Genomic DNA, 19556 nt, shown 5'->3' with positions numbered 1-19556 from the left:
CATCGCTATAAATCCACAGGCTCGTCGCCAAAATCGTCCGGCACTGGTATCTCCCCCATCCTCGACGGGATGTTCAGGCCGAAATGCAGATACGCATGCCGGGTGACCACACGCCCGCGAGGTGTGCGCATGATATAGCCTTGCTGGATCAAATAGGGCTCGAGTACGTCCTCGATGGTATGACGCTCCTCGCTGATAGCCGCTGCCAGGCTGTCGATACCCACCGGACCACCGTCGAACTTCTCGATCATGGTCAGTAGCAAACGCCGGTCCTGATGATCGAAGCCGTGCTCGTCGACGTCCAGCAGGTTGAGGGCCTTGTCGGCTGTCTGCCGGGTAATCTGCCCGTTGCCACGAACTTCGGCAAAATCCCGCACCCGACGCAACAGGCGGTTGGCGATACGCGGCGTGCCACGGGCGCGCCTGGCGATCTCGAAAGCGCCCTGCGGTTCGATGACCAGCCCCAGAATGCCTGCCGAGCGCGAGACAATCGTCGAAAGATCGGCGATGTTGTAAAACTCGAGTCGCTGCACAATGCCGAAGCGATCGCGCAACGGGTTGGTCAACATGCCGGCGCGAGTGGTCGCGCCGACCAGCGTGAACGGCGGCAGATCAAGTTTGATCGAACGCGCTGCCGGGCCTTCACCGATCATGATGTCGAGCTGGAAGTCTTCCATTGCCGGGTACAGCACTTCCTCGACGATCGGCGACAGACGATGGATCTCGTCGATGAACAGTACGTCATTGGGTTCGAGATTGGTCAGGATCGCTGCCAGATCGCCAGGCCGTTCGAGGACCGGGCCGGACGTGCTCTTGATCGACACGCCCATTTCCTGAGCGATGATGTTGGCGAGCGTGGTCTTGCCCAGGCCGGGCGGACCGAAGATCAGCGTGTGATCCAGCGCTTCGCTGCGACCACGGGCAGCCTGGATGAACAACTCCATCTGCTCGCGTACGGTCGGCTGGCCGATGTAGTCCGCGAGGCTCAGTGGCCGAATCGCGCGGTCCATCTGTTCATCACGATCACGGCCACCAGTGGCGGTTATCAGGCGGTCGGCGTCTATCACTTAACCCATCCCCTTCAACGCACGGCGAATCAGATCCGCACTGCTCAAATCTTTTTCCTTGATGGCGGAGACGGCCTTGCTCGCCTCCTGAGGTTTGTAGCCCAGCGAAATCAGTGCGCTGACCGCATCGGACTCTGCCGACGCGACAGGCTCGGCCTGATTGGGGCCATTGGAAACCAGCGTAAAGGTGCCTGGCAAGGACTCCCAGGCCTTGAAACGGTCCTTGAGCTCGACCAGCAGCCGCTCGGCGGTCTTCTTGCCCACGCCGGGGATACGCGTCAGCGCTGATGTGTCCTGCGCCTGCACGCAACGCACCAGCTCATCGACTTCCAGACCGGACATCAGCGCCAGTGCCAGCTTGGGGCCGACGCCATTGAGCCGGATCAGCTCACGAAACAGCTCGCGTTCGCGCTTTTCGTAGAAGCCGTACAAAAGGTGCGCGTCCTCGCGGACCACCAGGTGGGTGTGCAAAGTCACCGTTTCGCCAACATGCGGCAGCCGGTACAGGGTGGTCATCGGCACTTCCACCTCATAGCCGACACCGTTGACATCCAGCACCAGATGCGGAGGCTGCTTTTCGGCGAGAGAGCCGCGTAAACGTCCAATCACGTTTCAGATCCTTTCGTGTTGCCTGTCGCTCGCGCGAAGAAGTTGAACACCGTCATCATAGAAAATAGGCGGACACATAATGCCAGTCAGAGCCGCAAGCGGCCGCCGCGACTGCGCGCAGTGCCCAACCCGTGAGGAATCAGACTGGAGCGCGTATGCGCGTGGCACAGGGCGATGGCAAGGGCATCGGACGCATCGATTTGCGGTTTCTGGGTCAGCTTGAGCAGGTGCATGACCATCATCATCACCTGTTCTTTATTGGCACCGCCGGTTCCTGCAACGGCCTGCTTGACCTGGGTTGCGGTGTATTCGGCAATTTCCAGCGCTTCTTCGGCACCCGCCACGATGGCCGCGCCCCTGGCCTGCCCCAGCTTCAATGCCGAATCGGCGTTACGCGCCATGAACACCTTTTCGATACCCATCGTCACAGGTCCGTAGGTCTTGATGACCTCCCGCACACCGCGATAAACGATCTGCAAACGCTCGTGCAGCTCGCCGCTGCCAGTGCGGATACAGCCCGACGCGACATAGACACAGCCGCGCCCGGTGTCGCGTACCACACCATAGCCGGTAATTCGCGAACCGGGATCGATACCAAGAATAAGAGTCATAACGCCTGCAGCTTGAGGAGGTCACGCAAAACAATAGGTGCAGCATAAAGGCAGAAGCCGGGGGCCGATAGCTGCGTGTTGCTCACAGCTTCGTTCCCCCGGCTTCCGACCTGGTGTTACCGGTGAGCGATCAGCCCAGCTGCTCCATCACTTCATCCGGGATTTCCGCGTTTGAATAGACGTTCTGCACGTCATCCAGGTCTTCGAGCATATCAATCAGCTTGAGTACCTTTTCAGCGGTTTCCAGATCAAGCACGGCGCTGGTGGTCGGCAGCATGACGATTTCTGCATCTGCCGCCTTGAAGCCCGTAGCCTCCAATGCGTTACGCACCGCGTAAAACCCGGAGAACGATGTGAACACATCGATCGAGCCGTCTTCGTTGGTCACGACATCGTCTGCATCGGCCTCCATGGCAGCCTCGATCAGCGAATCCTCATCGACACCGGCAGCGAAGGATATCTGGCCCTTGCGATCGAACAGGTAGGCAACAGAGCCGTCGGTGCCGAGATTGCCGCCGCATTTGGTAAATGCGTGGCGCACAGCCGCCGCGGTACGGTTGCGGTTGTCGGTCATGGTTTCGACCATGATCGCCACGCCGCCCGGACCGTAGCCCTCGTAACCCAGCTCCTCGACATCATCACCGTCGGATGCCCCTACCCCTCGCGCCACCGCACGATCAATGGTGTCACGGGTCATGTTCGCACCAAGCGCCTTGTCCAGCGCCAGACGCAGACGCGGGTTGGAACCAGGGTCACCGCCGCCCTGACGTGCAGCAACGGTCAGCTCACGGATCCACTTGGTGAAAATCTTGCCTTTTTTGGCATCCTGACGCTCTTTGCGGTGCTTGATGTTCGCCCACTTAGAATGACCTGCCATTTTTCGCTCCAGATTCTTTTTGAAACACCTTCACCTTCCGCCCCGAACAGCCCGGGCAAAAAGCTTCACTCAATAAGGGCAGATACAGGGCGTATCGACGATACGCCCTGCCCGGCATCACTCGGCCTTCGGCTGCTCACGCAGACGGATGTGCAGCTCGCGCAACGCTTTGGCATCGACAACGCCAGGCGCCTGGGTCATGACATCGGCCGCGCTCTGGGTTTTCGGGAACGCGATCACTTCGCGAATCGATTGCGCGCCGGTCATCAGCATCACCAGACGGTCCAGACCGAAAGCCAGACCACCGTGCGGTGGCGCGCCGTATTTCAAGGCATCGAGCAGGAAGCCGAACTTCTCCTGCTGCTCGTCTTCGGCAATGCCCAGCAGACGGAAGACCGCCTGTTGCATTTCCTTGCGATGGATACGGATCGAACCGCCGCCCAGCTCGGTGCCGTTGAGCACCATGTCATAGGCACGGGACAGCGCGGTCGCCGGGTTGGCTTCCAGCTCTTCAGGCGTGCACTTGGGTGCGGTGAAGGGGTGGTGCAACGCGGTGAAGCTGCCGTCGTCGTTTTCTTCGAACATCGGGAAGTCAACGACCCACATCGGTGCCCACTCGCAAGTATGCAGCTTGAGGTCATTACCGATCTTGATACGCAGCGCGCCAAGGGCCTCGCTGACGATCTTGAACTTGTCCGCACCGAAGAAAACGATGTCGCCATCAACCGCACCAACGCGATCGAGGATGACGTTCAGATTGTCTTCCGGGATGAACTTGACGATCGGCGACTGCAAGCCTTCCGGCCCCTTCGCGCGCTCGTTGACCTTGATGTAGGCCAGCCCCTTGGCACCATAGATGCTGACGAACTTGGTGTAGTCGTCGATCTGGCTGCGCGCCATGCTGGCGGCGCCCGGTACACGCAGTGCGGCAACGCGCCCCTTGGGGTCGTTGGCCGGGCCGCTGAACACCTTGAATTCCACGCCGGTGAGCTGATCGGCAACATCCACCAGTTCCAGCGGGTTACGCAGGTCCGGCTTGTCGGAACCGTAGCGGCGCATGGCCTCTTCGAAAGTCATGTGCGGGAAATCACCGAACTCCAGGTCCAGGACTTCCTTGAACAGCTGACGAACCATCTTCTCGGTCAGACCGATGATGTCCTCTTCATTGAGGAAGCTGGTTTCGATGTCGATCTGGGTGAATTCCGGCTGACGGTCGGCACGCAGGTCCTCGTCGCGGAAGCACTTGGCGATCTGGTAGTAACGGTCGAAGCCGGCCACCATCAGCAGTTGCTTGAACAGCTGAGGCGATTGCGGCAGAGCGAAGAAGCTGCCCGGGTGTGTACGGCTTGGAACCAGATAGTCGCGAGCGCCTTCCGGGGTAGCGCGGGTCAGGATCGGCGTCTCGACGTCGAGGAAACCGTTGTCATCCAGGTAGCGACGGATACTGGTCGTGATGCGCGAACGCAGACGCAGCTTCTCGGCCATCTCCGGACGGCGCAGGTCGATGAAGCGATAACGCAGGCGTGTTTCCTCGCCGACGTCGGAGTACTCATTCAGCGGGAACGGCGGCGTTTCGGACTCGTTCAACACCTCGAGCTCGTAACCCAGAACCTCGATGGCGCCAGACGCCATATTCGCGTTCACGGCACCTGCCGGACGAGCACGAACCTTGCCCACGACCTTGACCACGTACTCGCTGCGCACACGGTCGGCGGCTGCGAAACTGTCGGCACGATCAGGGTCGAACACGACTTGAGCCATGCCTTCACGGTCGCGGATATCGAGGAAGATAACGCCCCCGTGGTCACGACGACGGTGGACCCATCCGCAAAGGGTAATTTCCTGGCCTTCCAGACTCTCGTTCAGTTGGCCGCAATAATGGCTGCGCATCATGATGGTGTTTTCACTTCTCGTAATTCGAATTCGGTGGCGATTTCGCTCCTGGCTTGCGCTCAGTGGTACAAGGCACCGGCACAAGGCTAAAGCCAGCCCTGGCCCACGCAGAGTCACGCCCGCTAGCAAGACGGAGGATTATATAGAGTTAATTGGCACCGTGCAGCCGAACGAACCCATTAACGACCGGATAAGGTTGTGACCACCCCGCGCAGCCGCGCTGTTCACTCGCGCTGCGGGGGACAGCGCAGGCACGCCTGAGCGAGCCCGCAGAAATAAGGATAAAACCAAGCTAGACGTGGGAATTTTCCAGGCAGTCGCCCTTCAAAAGATGCGCCACACAGACAACACGAATCAGGCCACTGAAATTCTTTACCCCCCCGTACCGTAAGTGAACCTCCCGATCAATGTAGGACAATACCGCATTAACGGAGCATTCATTGGAACTGGCGATACCTGAAAGAATGTTCCAGTACACGTTCTCAAGACGCAGGCACGTCGCCAGACCGTTAAGCCGAACGGATTTGGAATGTGGCTGCGCCAGCGTCATATTGAAATCCTCGACAAAAGGATCATGGCGTATTTCCACCTCTCGATGTAACAACTTAAGTTCTCGCTCAGCACTTCGCAACACCATAACCGCCACCTTCGAATCATTGAGTTTTAAACACCAAAAGAAATATTCAAAAACAAATAAATGTCCCGATGTATAAAACATGATTGGCGATTTTATAGCCAGAAGCCCCTACACCTTATCACTGTAGGAGATGGCAACAGGAAATAGCGGAATATCGTTTAAACTTGAAGGGACTATGAAGAAAGCGAGGAGAACTGCAGCGCAGCGCAGGGCATTCGGGCCTTGAGCTGCCCGAGTGATTGCGCAATGAAGGCAGGTGACGAGAGGGAAGAACAGTTGAAGAGCGGGACGAGTGGCACTTGAAGCCACCCGCCCCTGGCCGTTACTTCGATTCAAGCATCGAGCGCAACATCCAGGCCGTTTTCTCATGAACCTGCATGCGTTGTGTCAGCAGGTCAGCTGTCGGCTCATCGCTAACCTTATCCAGAAGAGGAAAGATACTACGAGCAGTACGGACAACAGCCTCTTGACCCTGCACCAGACTTTTGATCATATCTTCAGCACTTGGCACGCCTTCTTCTTCCTTGATGGAAGACAGGCGCGCATAGGTCGAATAAGTGCCAGGAGCAGGGAAGCCCAACGCACGAATACGCTCGGCAATAGAGTCAACCGCCAGTGCCAGTTCGTTATACTGTTCTTCAAACATTAAATGCAGCGTGCGAAACATCGGCCCGCTGACATTCCAGTGAAAGTTGTGAGTCTTGAGGTAAAGCACATAAGTATCCGACAGCAGATGCGACAGACCGTCCACGATCGACTTGCGATCCTCTTCACTGATACCAATATCGATTGCCATGTTTCATGCCCTTTTAGTGAGGATTGAAAAGCAGTAAAGACCACTACTCTATCAAGAGAACCCGAACGGCGCAGCTTTCCGTTGGTGCGATGCTGCCAGCTGACAGCGACTCGCACCAATGCCACGGCTGTTCCAACGGGGCCGCAGCGGCCACCCGGCGCGGAAAATCCCCGCCAGCCTGTAAGAATCATCAGCAAAATCCGCCAGAGCCCTCTGTTTCGGCCTCTGCAGAGGCACTAAAGGACAGCGTGATGCCAAGGCAGGACAGGCGCCTGCACCATTATCGATTGCTGATTTGAGTAGGATCAGGCTTTGCTGTTAAATACACGGCGTGTCGCCAACGAGTTGTCATCCAGCGCTGGCACATAGGCCGGCCCAGCGTCCGTGCATCACGCCTCATCTTGTTCAGAAGCGTACCGGGCGTTACCAGCTATTTCTTGTAATCCTTCTTGCATGTGAGCTTTTTAAAATGTTGAAAATCGTCCACCTGGTAACGGGAGCAGCAGCCCTGTTGCTCTCTTTCATACCCAGCCTGCGTAGTGAAGCGGCATCTCTCTACCTGCAAAATCCTGACGCGATCTGCCTGGCTTTTCTAGGGCTGCTTAACCTGATACTCGCTCCGGTCATTCCTTACTGGAATCGAGGCCCGCGTCATAATCTGCAAAATCTGGTCAGTGCACTGCTTGTCATTGCGGTAATCGTACAAACGCTAACCTTGCTTGTTCCTCTACCAGGCATCGCAGGCCAACCCGCCATTCTGGTGAGCCTGGCTATCGCCATCTTAGCCGTCGCCCTGCACCTGGGTGTCAGCTTTTACAGGTCTTACACCCCTTCGTCCGCGCCGCAAAGCCACGACATGGGAAATCGTGATACCGGCACCGTAAAGTGGTTCAACACGTCCAAGGGTTTCGGCTTCATCTCCCGGGATTCCGGCGACGATATTTTTGTGCATTTTCGCGCCATTCGCGGTGAGGGTCATCGCGTACTGGTCGAAGGGCAACGCGTCGAATTTTCCGTGATGAACCGCGACAAAGGCCTGCAGGCCGAAGATGTCATTGCAGCCCTGCCCCGCCGCTAATTGTTTCAAGCAATAAAAAACCGCGACCTCCTGGCGGAAGTCGCGGTTTTTTTATGCCAGCCGATCAATAGTGAGGTGGCGGGGCATCTTCCTCGAAGGTCTCGAACTGGCTGCCCATTTCCTCCTGACGCTTAAGCATCGCCGCCATCTGCAGTTGCAGATGATCCAATTCGCGCCGCTGCTTTACCAGCACGTCATTGAGTGCCTGGATCGTATCGTCCTGAAAGGCCATACGGCTTTCAAGCTCCATGACTCGCTCTTCAAGGCTCATGATTACTCCTCCTCAAATCGGAAATCATTTGTCAGTACCGGCTTCAACTGCCGACGGATTGCCGAGAGCTGTTCGTCGGTATAAGCGATGGCAGCATGCTTGCCCCACACGGGCGCAGGCCAGGCGGCATCGTCACGTTTGCGCACGATGACGTGCATATGCAGCTGGCTCACTACGTTGCCCAAGGCGGCAACATTGATTTTATCCGCATCGAAGAGCTCGTTCAGCACCTTGGCCAGCGCACTCGTCTCCTGCCACAACTGCATCTGGTCTGCTGCACTCAGCTGAAAGACTTCGGTGATGTCTGCGCGGCGCGGCACCAGAATGAACCAGGGGTAGTGGCTGTCGTTGGAGAGCAGTAACCGGCATAGCGGAAAGTCGCCAATCGGCAAGGTGTCTTGTTGAAGACGGGAATCCAGAACGAACACGATAAAAAGCTCCTGATTGCCAGGTGAATGCACCTGCCCTGTCGGTAACAGGGTGCTGCGATAGGCAGTCAGGATACTAGGCTTCGCGTAAGGCTTCACCTGCGCACCAGAATGCATCCACTGCAACGGTCGCCGCACCGATTTGACGCCACTGACTGACGGCGGATCCCGCTGAAAACAGCCTCACCCTGAACCACCCCCTTACAATTGCCTACCTCGCGTACATGAAAATGAAACATCCATTGCCTCACCATGACCGCCACCCATAGCAATGCTCCAGGTTCAGGCGAACCCGATGGGGAATGCACCAAAATCACACACTGCTGTTGCGTCAGCAACACGGTGGATTCGTTTTCTACTCAATGTAAGCGTATACCGGTAACGTTTTTGGGCGAGAGGGGCAGAAGCCAGCCTTGGCGGAGAAAAGCCAGAGGTATTTTCAAAAAATAAAAATAGTCATTTAAAACAGCTAGATAGAGCAAAAAGGCGATCTTGATTCTGATTTTTCACAAAATTTTTTCATTTTCGGAAACTTTGTGCACGCTTGTTGCTTTATCACCCATATGATCACGACACCCCTGGCGGAAAACAGGGGTGACAGCATCAAGGGAAACAAGGCTTGCGACCCTGAGGGACGCCGTGACGGACCGCACTTTGATCGATCCGACAATGTGCAGAATGCCACTACAGGCTAGCTCGGCTGCGCGTCGTAAAGATTCTGAAAGGATAAGGCTGTAGCTATAGCAACCCAAGTCAGCGTGATATAGATTCCGCCGACAAAAATAGAAAGAGCCGCCCAGATAAAAAAACAGGTGGGACGGCAGACAAATCTTCTAAAAACCAAAGGAGCAATCACGATGAGAGTGATGAAGTGGAGCGCAATCGCACTGGCCGTTACGGCAGCCAGCGCCCAAATGGCAACAGCCGCACCTTTCGTCAGCGATCAGGCTGATGCCAAGGGCTTTGTGGAAGGCAGCACGCTTGACCTGAAGTTGCGCAACTATTATTTCAACCGCGACAAGAAAAACAACCCTGCTCCAGGCGGCCGCAGCGACAAAGACTGGACCCAGGGCATCTGGGCCAACTTCAGCACCGGCTACACTCAAGGCACCATCGGTGTAGGCGTTGAGGCATTCGGCTACGGGGGCCTCAGGCTTTGGGGTCTCGACAAATACTCAGGCTCTGGAAACTTGGTCACTGACGCCAATGGTGATAACGAGGCTACGCAGGGCAAGCTGGGCGGCGCTGTAAAATTCCGCGTATCGAAGACTGAATTGAAAATCGGTGATATGCAGCCTACCAGTCCAGTATTTGCGGTTGGCGGATCACGCCTGCTACCTCAAACCGCTAGTGGTCTAAGCCTGCAAAGCAGTGAGATTGCAGGTCTTGATCTTGAAGCAGGACACTTCTACTCGGGCACAAGCCAGGATGACACCAGTCACGACGGCAGCATCTGGGCAACTTACGCAAACGGCTTCAACGGCCTGAAAGCCAGCAGCGCAGATTTTGTTGGCGGCAAGTACGCAGTGACCGACGGTTTGGGCGTAGCTTTCTATGCAGCCAAACTCGAAGACATCTGGGATCAGTACTACGGTAACGTGAACTACGCATTGCCTTTGGGGAATGATCAGTCACTGGCTTTCGACGTCAACCTGTACCGCACCCTTGACGAAGGCAGCGCTAAAGCCGGGTCGATTAACAACACCACTTACTCGGCATCGGCAGCCTATTCATTCCTGGCAGCGCATACCATTACCGTTGCGTACCAGAAAGTCGACGGCGATACACCGTTCGACTACATCGGTATAGGCGACAACAATCGTGGCGGCGACTCGATTTTCCTGGCCAACTCCGTTCAGTACTCCGACTTCAACGGTCCAGGCGAGAAATCGTGGCAAGTGCGCTACGACCTGAACATGACGCCTTACGGCGTTCCTGGCCTGAGCTTCATGACCCGCTACCTCAACGGTGACAACATTGATGGCACCAAAGTAGACGCGTCCAGTGCCTATGCCAACATGTATGGAGCCGACGGCAAGCACCACGAAACCAACCTTGAAGCCAAATATGTTGTACAGACTGGCCCAGCCAAAGATCTGTCCTTCCGTATGCGTCAGGCATGGCACCGTGGTAACGATGCCCAGGCAGATGGCGACGTCAACGAGTTCCGCCTGATTGTCGATTACCCGATCTCGATCCTGTAATCACCGCTCAGCACTCGTTAATAGAAGAAGCCCGGCACATGCCGGGCTTTTTCATGCTCCCATCAAAGCGCTCTGACGCCACCTGCAAGCCAGCCCCGCCCTGTACGCGACCGGCACACCGCCGTACAATGCCAGGTCATTTCCTGTCTCAGCAACCGACAACGGCCAACCATGCGCACCAGTCAATTTTTGCTCGCCACACAGAAAGAAACCCCTTCCGATGCGGTCGTGGTCAGCCATCAGCTGATGCTGCGCGCTGGCATGATTCGTAAATTGGCATCCGGTCTTTACACCTGGCTGCCTATGGGCCTGCGCGTGCTGCGCAAGGTCGAAGCCATTGTTCGTGAAGAAATGGACGCCGCTGGCGCACTTGAAATTCTGATGCCCGGCATTCAGCCTGCAGAACTCTGGCAGGAATCCGGTCGCTGGGAACAATACGGCCCGGAGCTGATGCGTCTGGTCGACCGCCACAATCGCGAGTTCTGCCTGGGCCCGACCCACGAAGAAGTCATCACCGATCTGGCACGCAATGAGCTCAACAGCTATAAACAGCTGCCAATCAATCTGTACCAGATCCAGACCAAATTCCGTGACGAGATCCGCCCACGCTTCGGCCTGATGCGTGGACGCGAGTTCGTCATGAAAGACGCTTACTCGTTCCACGCCGATCACGAATCGCTGCAGGTCACCTACGATCGCATGCACCTGGCATACAGCAACATCTTCACCCGCCTGGGCCTGAAGTTCCGCCCGGTCGAAGCGGATAACGGCTCGATTGGTGGCGCAGGCTCGCACGAATTCCACGTACTGGCCGAATCCGGCGAAGACGATATCGTGTTCAGCGATGGCTCCGATTACGCAGCCAACATCGAAAAAGCCGAAGCGGTGCCTCGCGAAAAGACTCGTCCGGCCGCTACTGAAGAATTGCGTCTGATCGACACTCCAAACGCCAAAACCATCGCCCAACTGGTCGAGGGTTTCGGTCTGCCCATCGAGAAAACCGTCAAGACTCTGGTGGTCCATGCGGCCGAAGAAGGCAAGCTGATCGCCCTGATCATCCGCGGCGATCACGAGCTCAATGAAATCAAGGCCAGCCAGCTGGAACAGGTCGCCAGCCCGCTGGTCATGGCGTCCGAAGCCGAACTGCGCGACGCCATCGGCGCAGGCGCGGGCTCGCTGGGCCCATTGAACCTGCCACTGCCGTGCATCATCGACCGCTCTGTCGAGCTGATGAGCGACTTCAGCGTGGGTGCCAACATCGACGACAAGCACTACTTCGGCGTCAACTGGGAGCGCGATCTGCCGGTGCCGACCGTCGCCGACCTGCGTAACGTGGTTGCGGGCGATCCAAGCCCGGATGGCAAAGGCACGCTGGAAATCAAGCGCGGCATCGAAGTGGGTCACATCTTTCAGCTGGGCACCAAGTACAGCGAAGCGATGAAGTGCCAGGTGCTGGGTGAGAACGGCAAGCCGGTCAATCTGGCGATGGGTTGCTACGGCATCGGTGTTTCCCGGGTGGTGGCGGCTGCCATCGAACAGAACAGCGACGAAAACGGCATCATCTGGAACGACACCCTCGCACCGTTCCAGATTGCGCTGGTTCCGCTGCGCTACGAGACAGACGCCGTTCGTGAAGCGACGGACAAACTGTACGCCGACCTGACGGCTGCCGGTTTTGAAGTATTGCTCGACGACCGCGACAAGAAGACCAGCCCAGGCATCAAGTTCGCCGACATGGAACTGATCGGTATCCCGCACCGCATCGTGGTGAGCGACCGAGGCCTGGCCGAAGGCAATCTGGAATACAAGAGCCGTACCGAATCGCAACCGCAAGCCATTGCAGTCGCGGACGTGCTGTCGTTCATCCAAGGCAAAGTGAACCGCTGAGTCAAAAGGCGCACCTGTTAGCAGGTGCGCCGCTCTTCACTCGCCCAATCCGCATCAGAGATCCCATGCTCAAACGAAGCACCCTAAGCCTCGGCAGCGCCGTTCTGTGCGGCTCATTTCTCGTCGGCGGCTGTGCCAACCAGCTCTCTCAGCGCAGCGAGCACGAGGAGCGAGTTGAACGCAAACTGCTCGAACATACCCTGCAAGTCGATATCGGCGAACCCAAGACACTGGAGTTGCCGCAACGCCGCGTGCGGATTCACGAGCACAAATCGTTCGAGGTCACCGACTTTGAAGTCACTCGACACTATGACCGCTACACGCCTTACCAACCGTGGCGGGAGGTCTACGAGATCCCGCTCGGCGCGATAGCGGTTGTCGCAGGTGTCGGGGCCAACGTGGTCAACGTGTTTGCGCTGGGCAATTTGCCGGAAAGCATGACCAAGGACTGGATTCACTATGGCGTGGCAGGTCTGAACCCGTTCATGAATGCCCCGTCCCACGGTCGCGCCGAGCAGAATCTGGCGAGCATCGACGAGGTTCAGAAGGACAAGCGGATCGAGAACTCCACCCTGCCCTGGAATGAACGCCCGGTGATGGTCAAGGCTGGCAATGAAACTCACGAAATGAGCACTGACCGCAACGGCATCCTGCGCCTGAACCTGCTGGACAGCCCGTTTGCGGAACAGGACCTGAGCCGCATCACGCGCATCTATATCAATGTCGAAGACGATCAGGACAGCGCGCACGCGAACGCCAGTTTGCCAATCAGCCATTCGCTACGCGGCAAGTTGCTGGAGGCGCACGCCCTGATCTACGACGACCTGGAAGATGACGAGGTCAGCCAATGGGTGCATCGCGTCAAACGTCTTTCTGACATGGGGCTGGAAGAAGAAGCCAGCGAGCTGGAACAGAGCCTGATCGAACTGACGCGCAACGATCCGCAGTTGCAGGGCGAGTTTCTCAAGTCTCTCGCCAGAGACGCTGGCCGTCTGGTCGCCGTTCCTGCCCAGAGTCAGTAGCAAGAGCCCGTAACATGAAAGGCCGCGGCGTATAACCGCGGCCAGTCATTATCGAGAGAACAATTCCAGTTGCTCATGGGCTGCACGCAGATCGTGCAAACGTACGCCTATGCCCAGCAAGCGGACCGGCTTGCCACCACGGGCGAACGCCTGAGCCAGCAACTGTTCATAGCTGCCCAGATCCCTGCCGGCTCCGGACTGCTCCAGAGTCGTCTGCGTAAAGTCGTGAAACTTCACTTTGACGAACGGCTTGCCGGGCCGGTACTGCCCTTCCATTCTGGCCATGCGGCCACTCAACGTTTCCAGCAGGTCCGGCAGCTTTTCCAGGCAGGCCGCCAGATCGGGCAGATCCGTGTCGTAGGTATTTTCAACGCTGACTGACTGACGTCGGCTGTCATTCTGCACGGGGCGGTCATCGATCCCGTGCGCCAGACTCCAGAGGCGCTCGCCAAAGCTGCCGAATTCCCGGACCAGCGCGAGCTTGCTGCGGCTTCGCAGGTCGGCGCAGTCGACGATACCCAGCCGGCCGAGCTTGTCTGCGGTGACTTTTCCGACGCCGTGAAGCTTGGTGACCGGCAAGGAAGCAACGAAATCCTCGACCTGATCCGGTGTGATGACGAACAACCCGTTGGGCTTTTTCCAGTCGCTGGCGATCTTGGCGAGAAACTTGTTGGGCGCAACGCCCGCCGACACGGTGATGTGCAACTGATTCGAGACCCTGCGACGGATGTCCTGCGCGATGCGTGTGGCACTGCCGGAAAAATGCCCGGCCTCGGACACATCCAGAAAGGCCTCATCCAGAGACAACGGCTCTATAAGGTCGGTGTAATCGCGAAAGATCGTGTGGATTTCCCGCGATGCTTCTTTATAAGCATCCATGCGCGGCTTGACGATGGTCAGGTCCGGGCAGAGTTTGAGCGCATGCCGGGACGACATGGCCGAACGCACCCCATAGGCGCGCGCCTCGTAATTACAGGTCGCAATCACCCCGCGCCGCTCCGCAGAGCCGCCTACCGCCAGCGGCTTGCCAGCGAGGTCGGGCTCGTCACGCATTTCAATGGCTGCATAAAAGCAGTCACAGTCGATGTGGATGATTTTGCGCTGCGTCATGACCTGATGGGATTTTGCAATCAATGGCCGCGCAGTATCTCATTCGTACCGCCAAGTAACATCCAATGATGCGAAAGGCCGCCATGAAAAGTAGTCAAAAGCCCATCACGCATGACCGAAAAAGCCGCAAAGCCCCGTCATGCAAGCGCCGATGCCGTGCAGACCGATCATTTGGATCCGCTAAGCATTTGAAGAAAAAGCACTTTTTTAAAACTAACCATTGACACCTCGCCATCTCTCTGTAGAATGCCGCCACACAGACGCGGGATGGAGCAGTCTGGTAGCTCGTCGGGCTCATAACCCGAAGGTCGTCGGTTCAAATCCGGCTCCCGCAACCAAACATCAAGAAAGGCTACTCGAAAGAGTGGCCTTTTTTGTGCGCGCCTGAAAAGCACCCTTCCAAGGCCTGGACATGGACCATGCCTCGCGCAGATATAGATCGCTCCCGGCGACCTGCGTCAAATCCTGACCAAAGGCCTTACGCTTTCCTGATAATGCCCCACGCAAGCGCGCAGCCCTGAAAACTGCGCATCCGAACCCAATCGTGCAAAATCTGCACAATCTGCTACTCATTTGCAGGCTTTCCGGATTAAGGGTTGACACGTCGGCGTTCGGCTGTAGAATGCCGCCACACAGACGCGGGATGGAGCAGTCTGGTAGCTCGTCGGGCTCATAACCCGAAGGTCGTCGGTTCAAATCCGGCTCCCGCAACCAAACATCAACAAAGGCTACTCGAAAGAGTGGCCTTTTTTGTTTCCGGCAAAAAAGCAGTGCGGGCAACGGCTAACTGTCTGACAAAAAAGACTATTTCCAAAGCCCTTTGAAACCCTATCATCACATCTGTAACGTAATGCGTGCATTTACGACAGTTTTTGCGTGCGCTGCCGATAGGTGTTACTAAGCTGAATCACGACTGAACCGCAGCTGAACAGCATCACCCGGCTCGATTCGCTATTCGCTCGTTAGACGTTGACGCGCTAACATCCTGAAATATTTTCTGCGTAGGGATTGGTAACTTGGCTGCATACCTCCATCCTGTCGCGCACGATCCAAGGAGTGATTGATGCGCGACAACATGTCCGATTCCAATGAAACCATTGATGCAGAGCAACCCATCAGCCCACCGCGCCATAACTGGCGGGAGCTGCTGAGCAAATACCGACAGCCCATCGGGCTGGCAGTGATGCTGCTGTTGTTCAGCCTGGCCCTTATAGCCTGCCGCCACATGCTGGTCGAAATGGACTGGTATGCGCTGCACGACTCGCTGTTCGCAGTCCCCCTGCCCGCCTTGGGCGGTGCGCTGCTCGCGGCAATCGTCGGCTATATCATCCTGATGGGCTATGAACTGTCGGCCAGTCGCTATGCCAATGTCGACCTGCCCATCAAGACGCTGCTTCTCGGCGGCTTCACCTCATTTGCCATCGGCAATGCGGTCGGCCTGTCGATGCTGTCCGGTGGCTCGGTGCGCTACAGGCTTTATTCACGCCACGGCGTAGGCGCAATCGAAATTGCCCGCATGACCGTGTTCGCCAGCCTGTCACTGGGTTGTGCGCTGCCGCCGCTGGCTGCACTGGCCACGTTGAGCAACCTGTCAGGCGCGTCACTGGCACTCAAGCTTCCCGTCGACGTGCTGGCTGTCGTCGCCACAGCAGTTTTGATCGGCAGCTTGCTGCTGGCGGTGTTTGTCTACCGTCGCCGCCTGCCGGAACAGGACATCCCGCACAATATTCTGGTTCGTCTCGGTCGTCGTACCTTGCGCCTGCCGGATTTGAAGCTGACGCTGATCCAGCTGGTGATCACCGCGCTGGATGTCGCCGCCGCAGCGATGGTCCTGTACCTCCTGCTGCCGCACGCGCCGCCGCTGGGTGCATTCATCCTTATCTATCTGCTGGCCCTCGCTGCTGGCGTACTCAGCCATGTGCCTGGCGGCGTCGGTGTGTTCGAAGCGATTCTGCTCGCAGCCTTTGCCAACGAACTGGGTGCCGCCCCGCTCGCCGCTGCGCTGCTGCTGTACCGCCTGATCTACGTGATCCTTCCGCTGCTGCTGGCCTGTCTTACCCTGCTGTTTACCGAAGCCCAACGTCTGCTGCCGACCCGGCAAGCCATGCGCGTCGCCTCAGGGCTGGCGGCACCGATTCTGGCACTACTGGTTTTCTTGTCGGGGGTGGTGCTGCTCTTCTCTGGTGCCACCCCTGAAATCGATACCCGTCTGGAAAACGTCGGCTTCATGATCCCGCATCGACTGATCGATGCATCGCACTTCGGGGCCAGTCTTGTCGGCGTACTGTGCCTGCTGCTTGCCCAGGGCCTGCGTCGGCGACTGTCGGCCGCATGGATGCTGACTTCTATTTTGCTGCTGGTCGGTGCAGTGCTGTCGATACTCAAAGGCTTCGACTGGGAAGAAGCCAGCATGCTGCTGCTGACCGCCTGCCTGCTGCTGACCTTCCGCCGTTCGTTCTACCGTCCAAGCCGCCTGCTGGAGCTGCCGTTCTCGCCGGTCTACCTGATTGCCAGCATTTGTGTGGTCGGTGCCTCGATCTGGCTGCTGCTGTTCGCCTATCAGGACGTGCCTTACAGTCACCAGTTGTGGTGGCAGTTCACCCTCGATGCAGACGCCCCGCGCGGTCTGCGTTCGGCGCTGGGCAGCGCAGTACTGCTGGTGGTGGTTTCGCTGACCTGGTTGCTGCGTACTGCCAGACCGGTCATCAAACTGCCCGACGCGGCAGATCTGGACAAGGCAGCCGAGATCCTCAAGGCATCCAAACAGCCGGATGGCGGCCTGGTGCTGACCGGCGACAAGGCGATCCTGTTTCATCCGGCCGGCAATGCATTCCTGATGTACTCGCATCGCGGCCGCAGTCTGGTGGCGCTTTACGATCCGATCGGCCCTACACAGCAGCGTGCCGAGCTGATCTGGCAATTCCGCGATCTGTGCGACGTGCACCATGCACGTCCGGTGTTCTACCAGGTACGTGCAGAAAACCTGCCGTTCTACATGGACATCGGTCTCACCGCCATCAAGCTGGGTGAAGAAGCGCGCGTCGACCTGCGGCGCTTCGACATCGACGCCAAGGGCAAGGAGATGAAGGACCTGCGTTACACCTGGAACCGGGGTGGCCGCGATGGTCTTTCGCTGGAAATCTACGAACCGGGCCAGGCGCCGATCGACGAGCTGAAAGTGATTTCCGACGCCTGGCTGACGGGCAAGAATGTCCGTGAAAAAGGCTTCTCCCTGGGCCGCTTCAGCACCGAGTACCTAAAGTACTTCCGCATTGCCATCGTGCACTTTCAGGGCAAGCCGGTCGCGTTCTCCAACCTGCTGGAAACCACCAGCCCGGAACTGGCCAGCCTTGACCTGATGCGCTCTCACCCGGATGCGCCCAAGCTGACCATGGAGTTCATGATGGTCGGCCTGATTCTGCATTACAAAGCCCAGGGCTATGCGCGCTTCAGCCTGGGCATGGTGCCTTTGTCGGGTCTGCAGCCACGACGCGGTGCACCCATCACCCAGCGTCTGGGTTCGATGATCTTCCGCCGTGGCGAACAGCTGTACAACTTCCAGGGGCTGCGTCGCTTCAAGGACAAGTTCCAGCCTGACTGGGAACCTCGTTATATGGCCGTGCCTGCCGGACTTGATCCGCTCGTGGCACTGGCTGACACCGCCGCCCTGATTGCGGGCGGCCTGACTGGATTGGTGAAACGCTGATGATTCGACGCTCCTGGCGCCTTTTGCTCGCAGCTCTGGTAATTGTTCTTTTAATCGTAGCGCTGGGAGTCTGGGTCTGGACCCGCCCCGCCCCGCCCGCATCACTGGAACACTCGAACCTTGACGGTGGCGCGCCGCTGACCAGCGTAACACCGGCCACCAGCATCAAGACCCGTATCGCACTGGCCGTTACCGCTGAAGACATGTTGACCGACAAACAATTGCTGGCGATCAGCAAGGATGCGTCAGCACGCATCATTCAGGTGGTGTTGCCCAAGGACGACTGCGTCCTGCAGCAGAAGACCTTCCAGGACGCTCTGGCGAAGCTCGACGGCCCGGCAAAGGTCGTCGGTGGCATAGGCCCTGGTGCAACGCTGGCCTGGCGCTGGCTGGCCGCACAGACTGATGACAAGGCGCAGGCCATTTCCGTAGGTTTTGCGCTTGAACATGCCTCGAACCCGCCGCCTGTTGTGGAAGAGGACGAAAAGCCACCACAGATCTGTGACGTGCCACTGCCACAAAAGGCTGAGCACGGGCACTGGCTGGCCGCCTGGAATGACGCGCCGGATGATCCGAGCGCAGCGTTCGTGCGCGACCAGACCAACGCCGACACCAGCATCAGCGACTACGACATTCCGCTGCCTCAGGTGCTCAATACCGAACTTCGTCATCTGCTGCTCGGCGAGAATGACAGCGGCGGACTGGGCATACCAACGGTCGAAGTCCCGGCCAGCCAGCCTTCTGACACGGTGACGCTGTTCATGTCCGGTGACGGCGGATGGCGCGACTTGGACAAGGTCGTGGCTGGCGACATGGCCAAGATGGGCTACCCGGTGGTCGGCATCGATGTGCTGCGCTACTACTGGGAACACAAGACGCCGGAACAGACCGCCGTCGACCTCACCGACCTGATGAACCACTACCGTCAGAAATGGGGCACCAAGCGCTTCATTCTGGCTGGCTACTCGTTCGGTGCGGACGTTATGCCAGCCATCTACAATCGCCTGGCCGCAGACGATCAGAACCGGGTTGACGCAATCATTCTGCTGGCCTTCGCGCGCACTGGCAGCTTCGAGATTCACGTTGACGGCTGGCTCGGTAACGCAGGCAAGGAAGCCACCACCGGACAGGAAATGGCCAAGCTGCCAGCCGCCAAGGTGTTCTGCGTTTACGGCGTAGAAGAGAAGAAAGACAGCGGTTGCACCGACACCACCGCCGTTGGCGAAGCGGTTCAGTTACCAGGCGGTCATCACTTCGATGAAGACTACCCGGCACTGGCCAAACGTCTGATCGACGCGATCAACAAGCGTCAGGGCAAGACTACCGCTCAGTAACGCTGCAGTCTGCGACCCAAAAAAAT

Annotated in this window: 16 protein-coding genes and 2 tRNA genes; 8 read left to right on the top strand and 10 right to left on the bottom strand. The window is 57.8% G+C overall.

Going from position 1 to position 19556, the window contains the following annotated elements; translation table 11 throughout:
• Positions 1–5: 5 nt before the first annotated feature.
• From ruvB to LCH65_RS09555, 7 genes are all read right to left on the bottom strand, one after another.
• Positions 6–1067: a Holliday junction branch migration DNA helicase RuvB gene (gene ruvB, locus LCH65_RS09585; protein WP_003433316.1), complete on the bottom strand. Its 1062-nt coding sequence runs from the start codon at positions 1065–1067 to the stop codon at positions 6–8.
• A complete protein-coding gene (gene ruvA, locus LCH65_RS09580) occupies positions 1068–1676 on the bottom strand; it encodes a Holliday junction branch migration protein RuvA (RefSeq protein ID WP_003364731.1) in 609 nt (202 codons plus the stop codon).
• 86 nt (positions 1677–1762) lie between these two features.
• Entirely contained in the window at positions 1763–2287 is a 525-nt protein-coding gene (ruvC, locus tag LCH65_RS09575) for a crossover junction endodeoxyribonuclease RuvC (protein ID WP_003364732.1), read from the bottom strand.
• A gap of 130 nt (positions 2288–2417) precedes the next feature.
• A complete protein-coding gene (locus tag LCH65_RS09570) occupies positions 2418–3164 on the bottom strand; it encodes a YebC/PmpR family DNA-binding transcriptional regulator (protein WP_003364734.1) in 747 nt (248 codons plus the stop codon).
• Between the two features lie 117 nt (positions 3165–3281).
• Positions 3282–5057, bottom strand: coding sequence for an aspartate--tRNA ligase (gene aspS, locus LCH65_RS09565; protein WP_002554661.1), 1776 nt, complete (start codon positions 5055–5057; stop codon positions 3282–3284).
• A 292-nt stretch (positions 5058–5349) separates the two neighbouring features.
• On the bottom strand, positions 5350–5694 hold the full coding sequence (locus LCH65_RS09560; RefSeq protein WP_003364736.1) for a ribbon-helix-helix domain-containing protein: 345 nt from the start codon (positions 5692–5694) through the stop codon (positions 5350–5352).
• Positions 5695–6016: 322 nt separating this feature from the next.
• Positions 6017–6490, bottom strand: coding sequence for a Dps family protein (locus tag LCH65_RS09555; protein ID WP_003314356.1), 474 nt, complete (start codon positions 6488–6490; stop codon positions 6017–6019).
• A 469-nt stretch (positions 6491–6959) separates the two neighbouring features.
• Between LCH65_RS09555 and LCH65_RS26280 the strand changes: the two genes are divergently transcribed.
• Positions 6960–7568, top strand: coding sequence for a cold-shock protein (locus LCH65_RS26280; protein WP_180336195.1), 609 nt, complete (start codon positions 6960–6962; stop codon positions 7566–7568).
• Positions 7569–7632: 64 nt separating this feature from the next.
• Here the strand turns inward: LCH65_RS26280 and LCH65_RS09545 are convergent, their stop codons facing one another.
• Both LCH65_RS09545 and LCH65_RS09540 read right to left on the bottom strand, forming a co-directional pair.
• Positions 7633–7839, bottom strand: a complete 207-nt coding sequence (locus LCH65_RS09545; protein ID WP_003364741.1) for a SlyX family protein — start codon at positions 7837–7839, stop codon at positions 7633–7635.
• Positions 7840–7841: 2 nt separating this feature from the next.
• The gene (locus LCH65_RS09540) at positions 7842–8267 is read right to left on the bottom strand and encodes an HIT domain-containing protein (protein ID WP_003433318.1); all 426 of its coding nucleotides are present in this window, start codon (positions 8265–8267) and stop codon (positions 7842–7844) included.
• A gap of 857 nt (positions 8268–9124) precedes the next feature.
• On the opposite strand from LCH65_RS09540, the gene LCH65_RS09535 reads away from it, so the two are divergent.
• The 3 genes from LCH65_RS09535 (at position 9125) to LCH65_RS09525 (ending at position 13380) form a co-directional block, all read left to right on the top strand.
• Positions 9125–10471, top strand: coding sequence for an OprD family porin (locus LCH65_RS09535; protein WP_003433319.1), 1347 nt, complete (start codon positions 9125–9127; stop codon positions 10469–10471).
• Positions 10472–10642: 171 nt separating this feature from the next.
• The gene (locus tag LCH65_RS09530; protein WP_003364749.1) at positions 10643–12358 is read left to right on the top strand and encodes a proline--tRNA ligase; all 1716 of its coding nucleotides are present in this window, start codon (positions 10643–10645) and stop codon (positions 12356–12358) included.
• Between the two features lie 65 nt (positions 12359–12423).
• A complete protein-coding gene (locus tag LCH65_RS09525; protein ID WP_003433321.1) occupies positions 12424–13380 on the top strand; it encodes a hypothetical protein in 957 nt (318 codons plus the stop codon).
• 48 nt (positions 13381–13428) lie between these two features.
• On the opposite strand, the gene dinB is transcribed toward LCH65_RS09525, so the two are convergent.
• On the bottom strand, positions 13429–14490 hold the full coding sequence (gene dinB / locus LCH65_RS09520) for a DNA polymerase IV (RefSeq protein ID WP_003364753.1): 1062 nt from the start codon (positions 14488–14490) through the stop codon (positions 13429–13431).
• A 261-nt stretch (positions 14491–14751) separates the two neighbouring features.
• Here dinB and LCH65_RS09515 point away from each other — a divergent pair.
• The 4 genes from LCH65_RS09515 to LCH65_RS09500 all read left to right on the top strand — a co-directional run bounded on the left by LCH65_RS09515 (position 14752) and on the right by LCH65_RS09500 (position 19530).
• Positions 14752–14828, top strand: a tRNA-Met gene (locus tag LCH65_RS09515).
• 299 nt (positions 14829–15127) lie between these two features.
• Positions 15128–15204, top strand: a tRNA-Met gene (locus LCH65_RS09510).
• 349 nt (positions 15205–15553) lie between these two features.
• On the top strand, positions 15554–18196 hold the full coding sequence (gene mprF / locus LCH65_RS09505) for a bifunctional lysylphosphatidylglycerol flippase/synthetase MprF (RefSeq protein ID WP_003415578.1): 2643 nt from the start codon (positions 15554–15556) through the stop codon (positions 18194–18196).
• Positions 18196–19530, top strand: coding sequence for an AcvB/VirJ family lysyl-phosphatidylglycerol hydrolase (locus LCH65_RS09500; protein WP_226439304.1), 1335 nt, complete (start codon positions 18196–18198; stop codon positions 19528–19530). The genes mprF and LCH65_RS09500 overlap by 1 nt, the downstream gene beginning before the upstream one ends.
• Positions 19531–19556 lie beyond the last annotated feature (26 nt).

The sequence above is a fragment of the Pseudomonas sp. MWU16-30316 genome (assembly GCF_020515645.1).
Taxonomy (GTDB): Bacteria; Pseudomonadota; Gammaproteobacteria; order Pseudomonadales; family Pseudomonadaceae; genus Aquipseudomonas; species Aquipseudomonas cerasi.
The sequence above is the reverse complement of the archived record's forward strand: the minus strand, read 5'-3'. Positions and strand labels throughout refer to the sequence as shown.

Coding starts and splice junctions, on each gene's coding strand:
- dinB (WP_003364753.1), bottom strand. CDS start 14,490: ATGACGCAGCGCAAAATCATCCACATCGACTGTGACTGCTTTTATGCA.
- ruvC (WP_003364732.1), bottom strand. CDS start 2,287: ATGACTCTTATTCTTGGTATCGATCCCGGTTCGCGAATTACCGGCTAT.
- LCH65_RS09530 (WP_003364749.1), top strand. CDS start 10,643: ATGCGCACCAGTCAATTTTTGCTCGCCACACAGAAAGAAACCCCTTCC.
- mprF (WP_003415578.1), top strand. CDS start 15,554: ATGCGCGACAACATGTCCGATTCCAATGAAACCATTGATGCAGAGCAA.
- aspS (WP_002554661.1), bottom strand. CDS start 5,057: ATGATGCGCAGCCATTATTGCGGCCAACTGAACGAGAGTCTGGAAGGC.
- LCH65_RS09500 (WP_226439304.1), top strand. CDS start 18,196: ATGATTCGACGCTCCTGGCGCCTTTTGCTCGCAGCTCTGGTAATTGTT.
- LCH65_RS09535 (WP_003433319.1), top strand. CDS start 9,125: ATGAGAGTGATGAAGTGGAGCGCAATCGCACTGGCCGTTACGGCAGCC.
- LCH65_RS09560 (WP_003364736.1), bottom strand. CDS start 5,694: ATGGTGTTGCGAAGTGCTGAGCGAGAACTTAAGTTGTTACATCGAGAG.
- LCH65_RS09525 (WP_003433321.1), top strand. CDS start 12,424: ATGCTCAAACGAAGCACCCTAAGCCTCGGCAGCGCCGTTCTGTGCGGC.
- LCH65_RS09545 (WP_003364741.1), bottom strand. CDS start 7,839: ATGAGCCTTGAAGAGCGAGTCATGGAGCTTGAAAGCCGTATGGCCTTT.
- LCH65_RS09570 (WP_003364734.1), bottom strand. CDS start 3,164: ATGGCAGGTCATTCTAAGTGGGCGAACATCAAGCACCGCAAAGAGCGT.
- LCH65_RS26280 (WP_180336195.1), top strand. CDS start 6,960: ATGTTGAAAATCGTCCACCTGGTAACGGGAGCAGCAGCCCTGTTGCTC.
- LCH65_RS09555 (WP_003314356.1), bottom strand. CDS start 6,490: ATGGCAATCGATATTGGTATCAGTGAAGAGGATCGCAAGTCGATCGTG.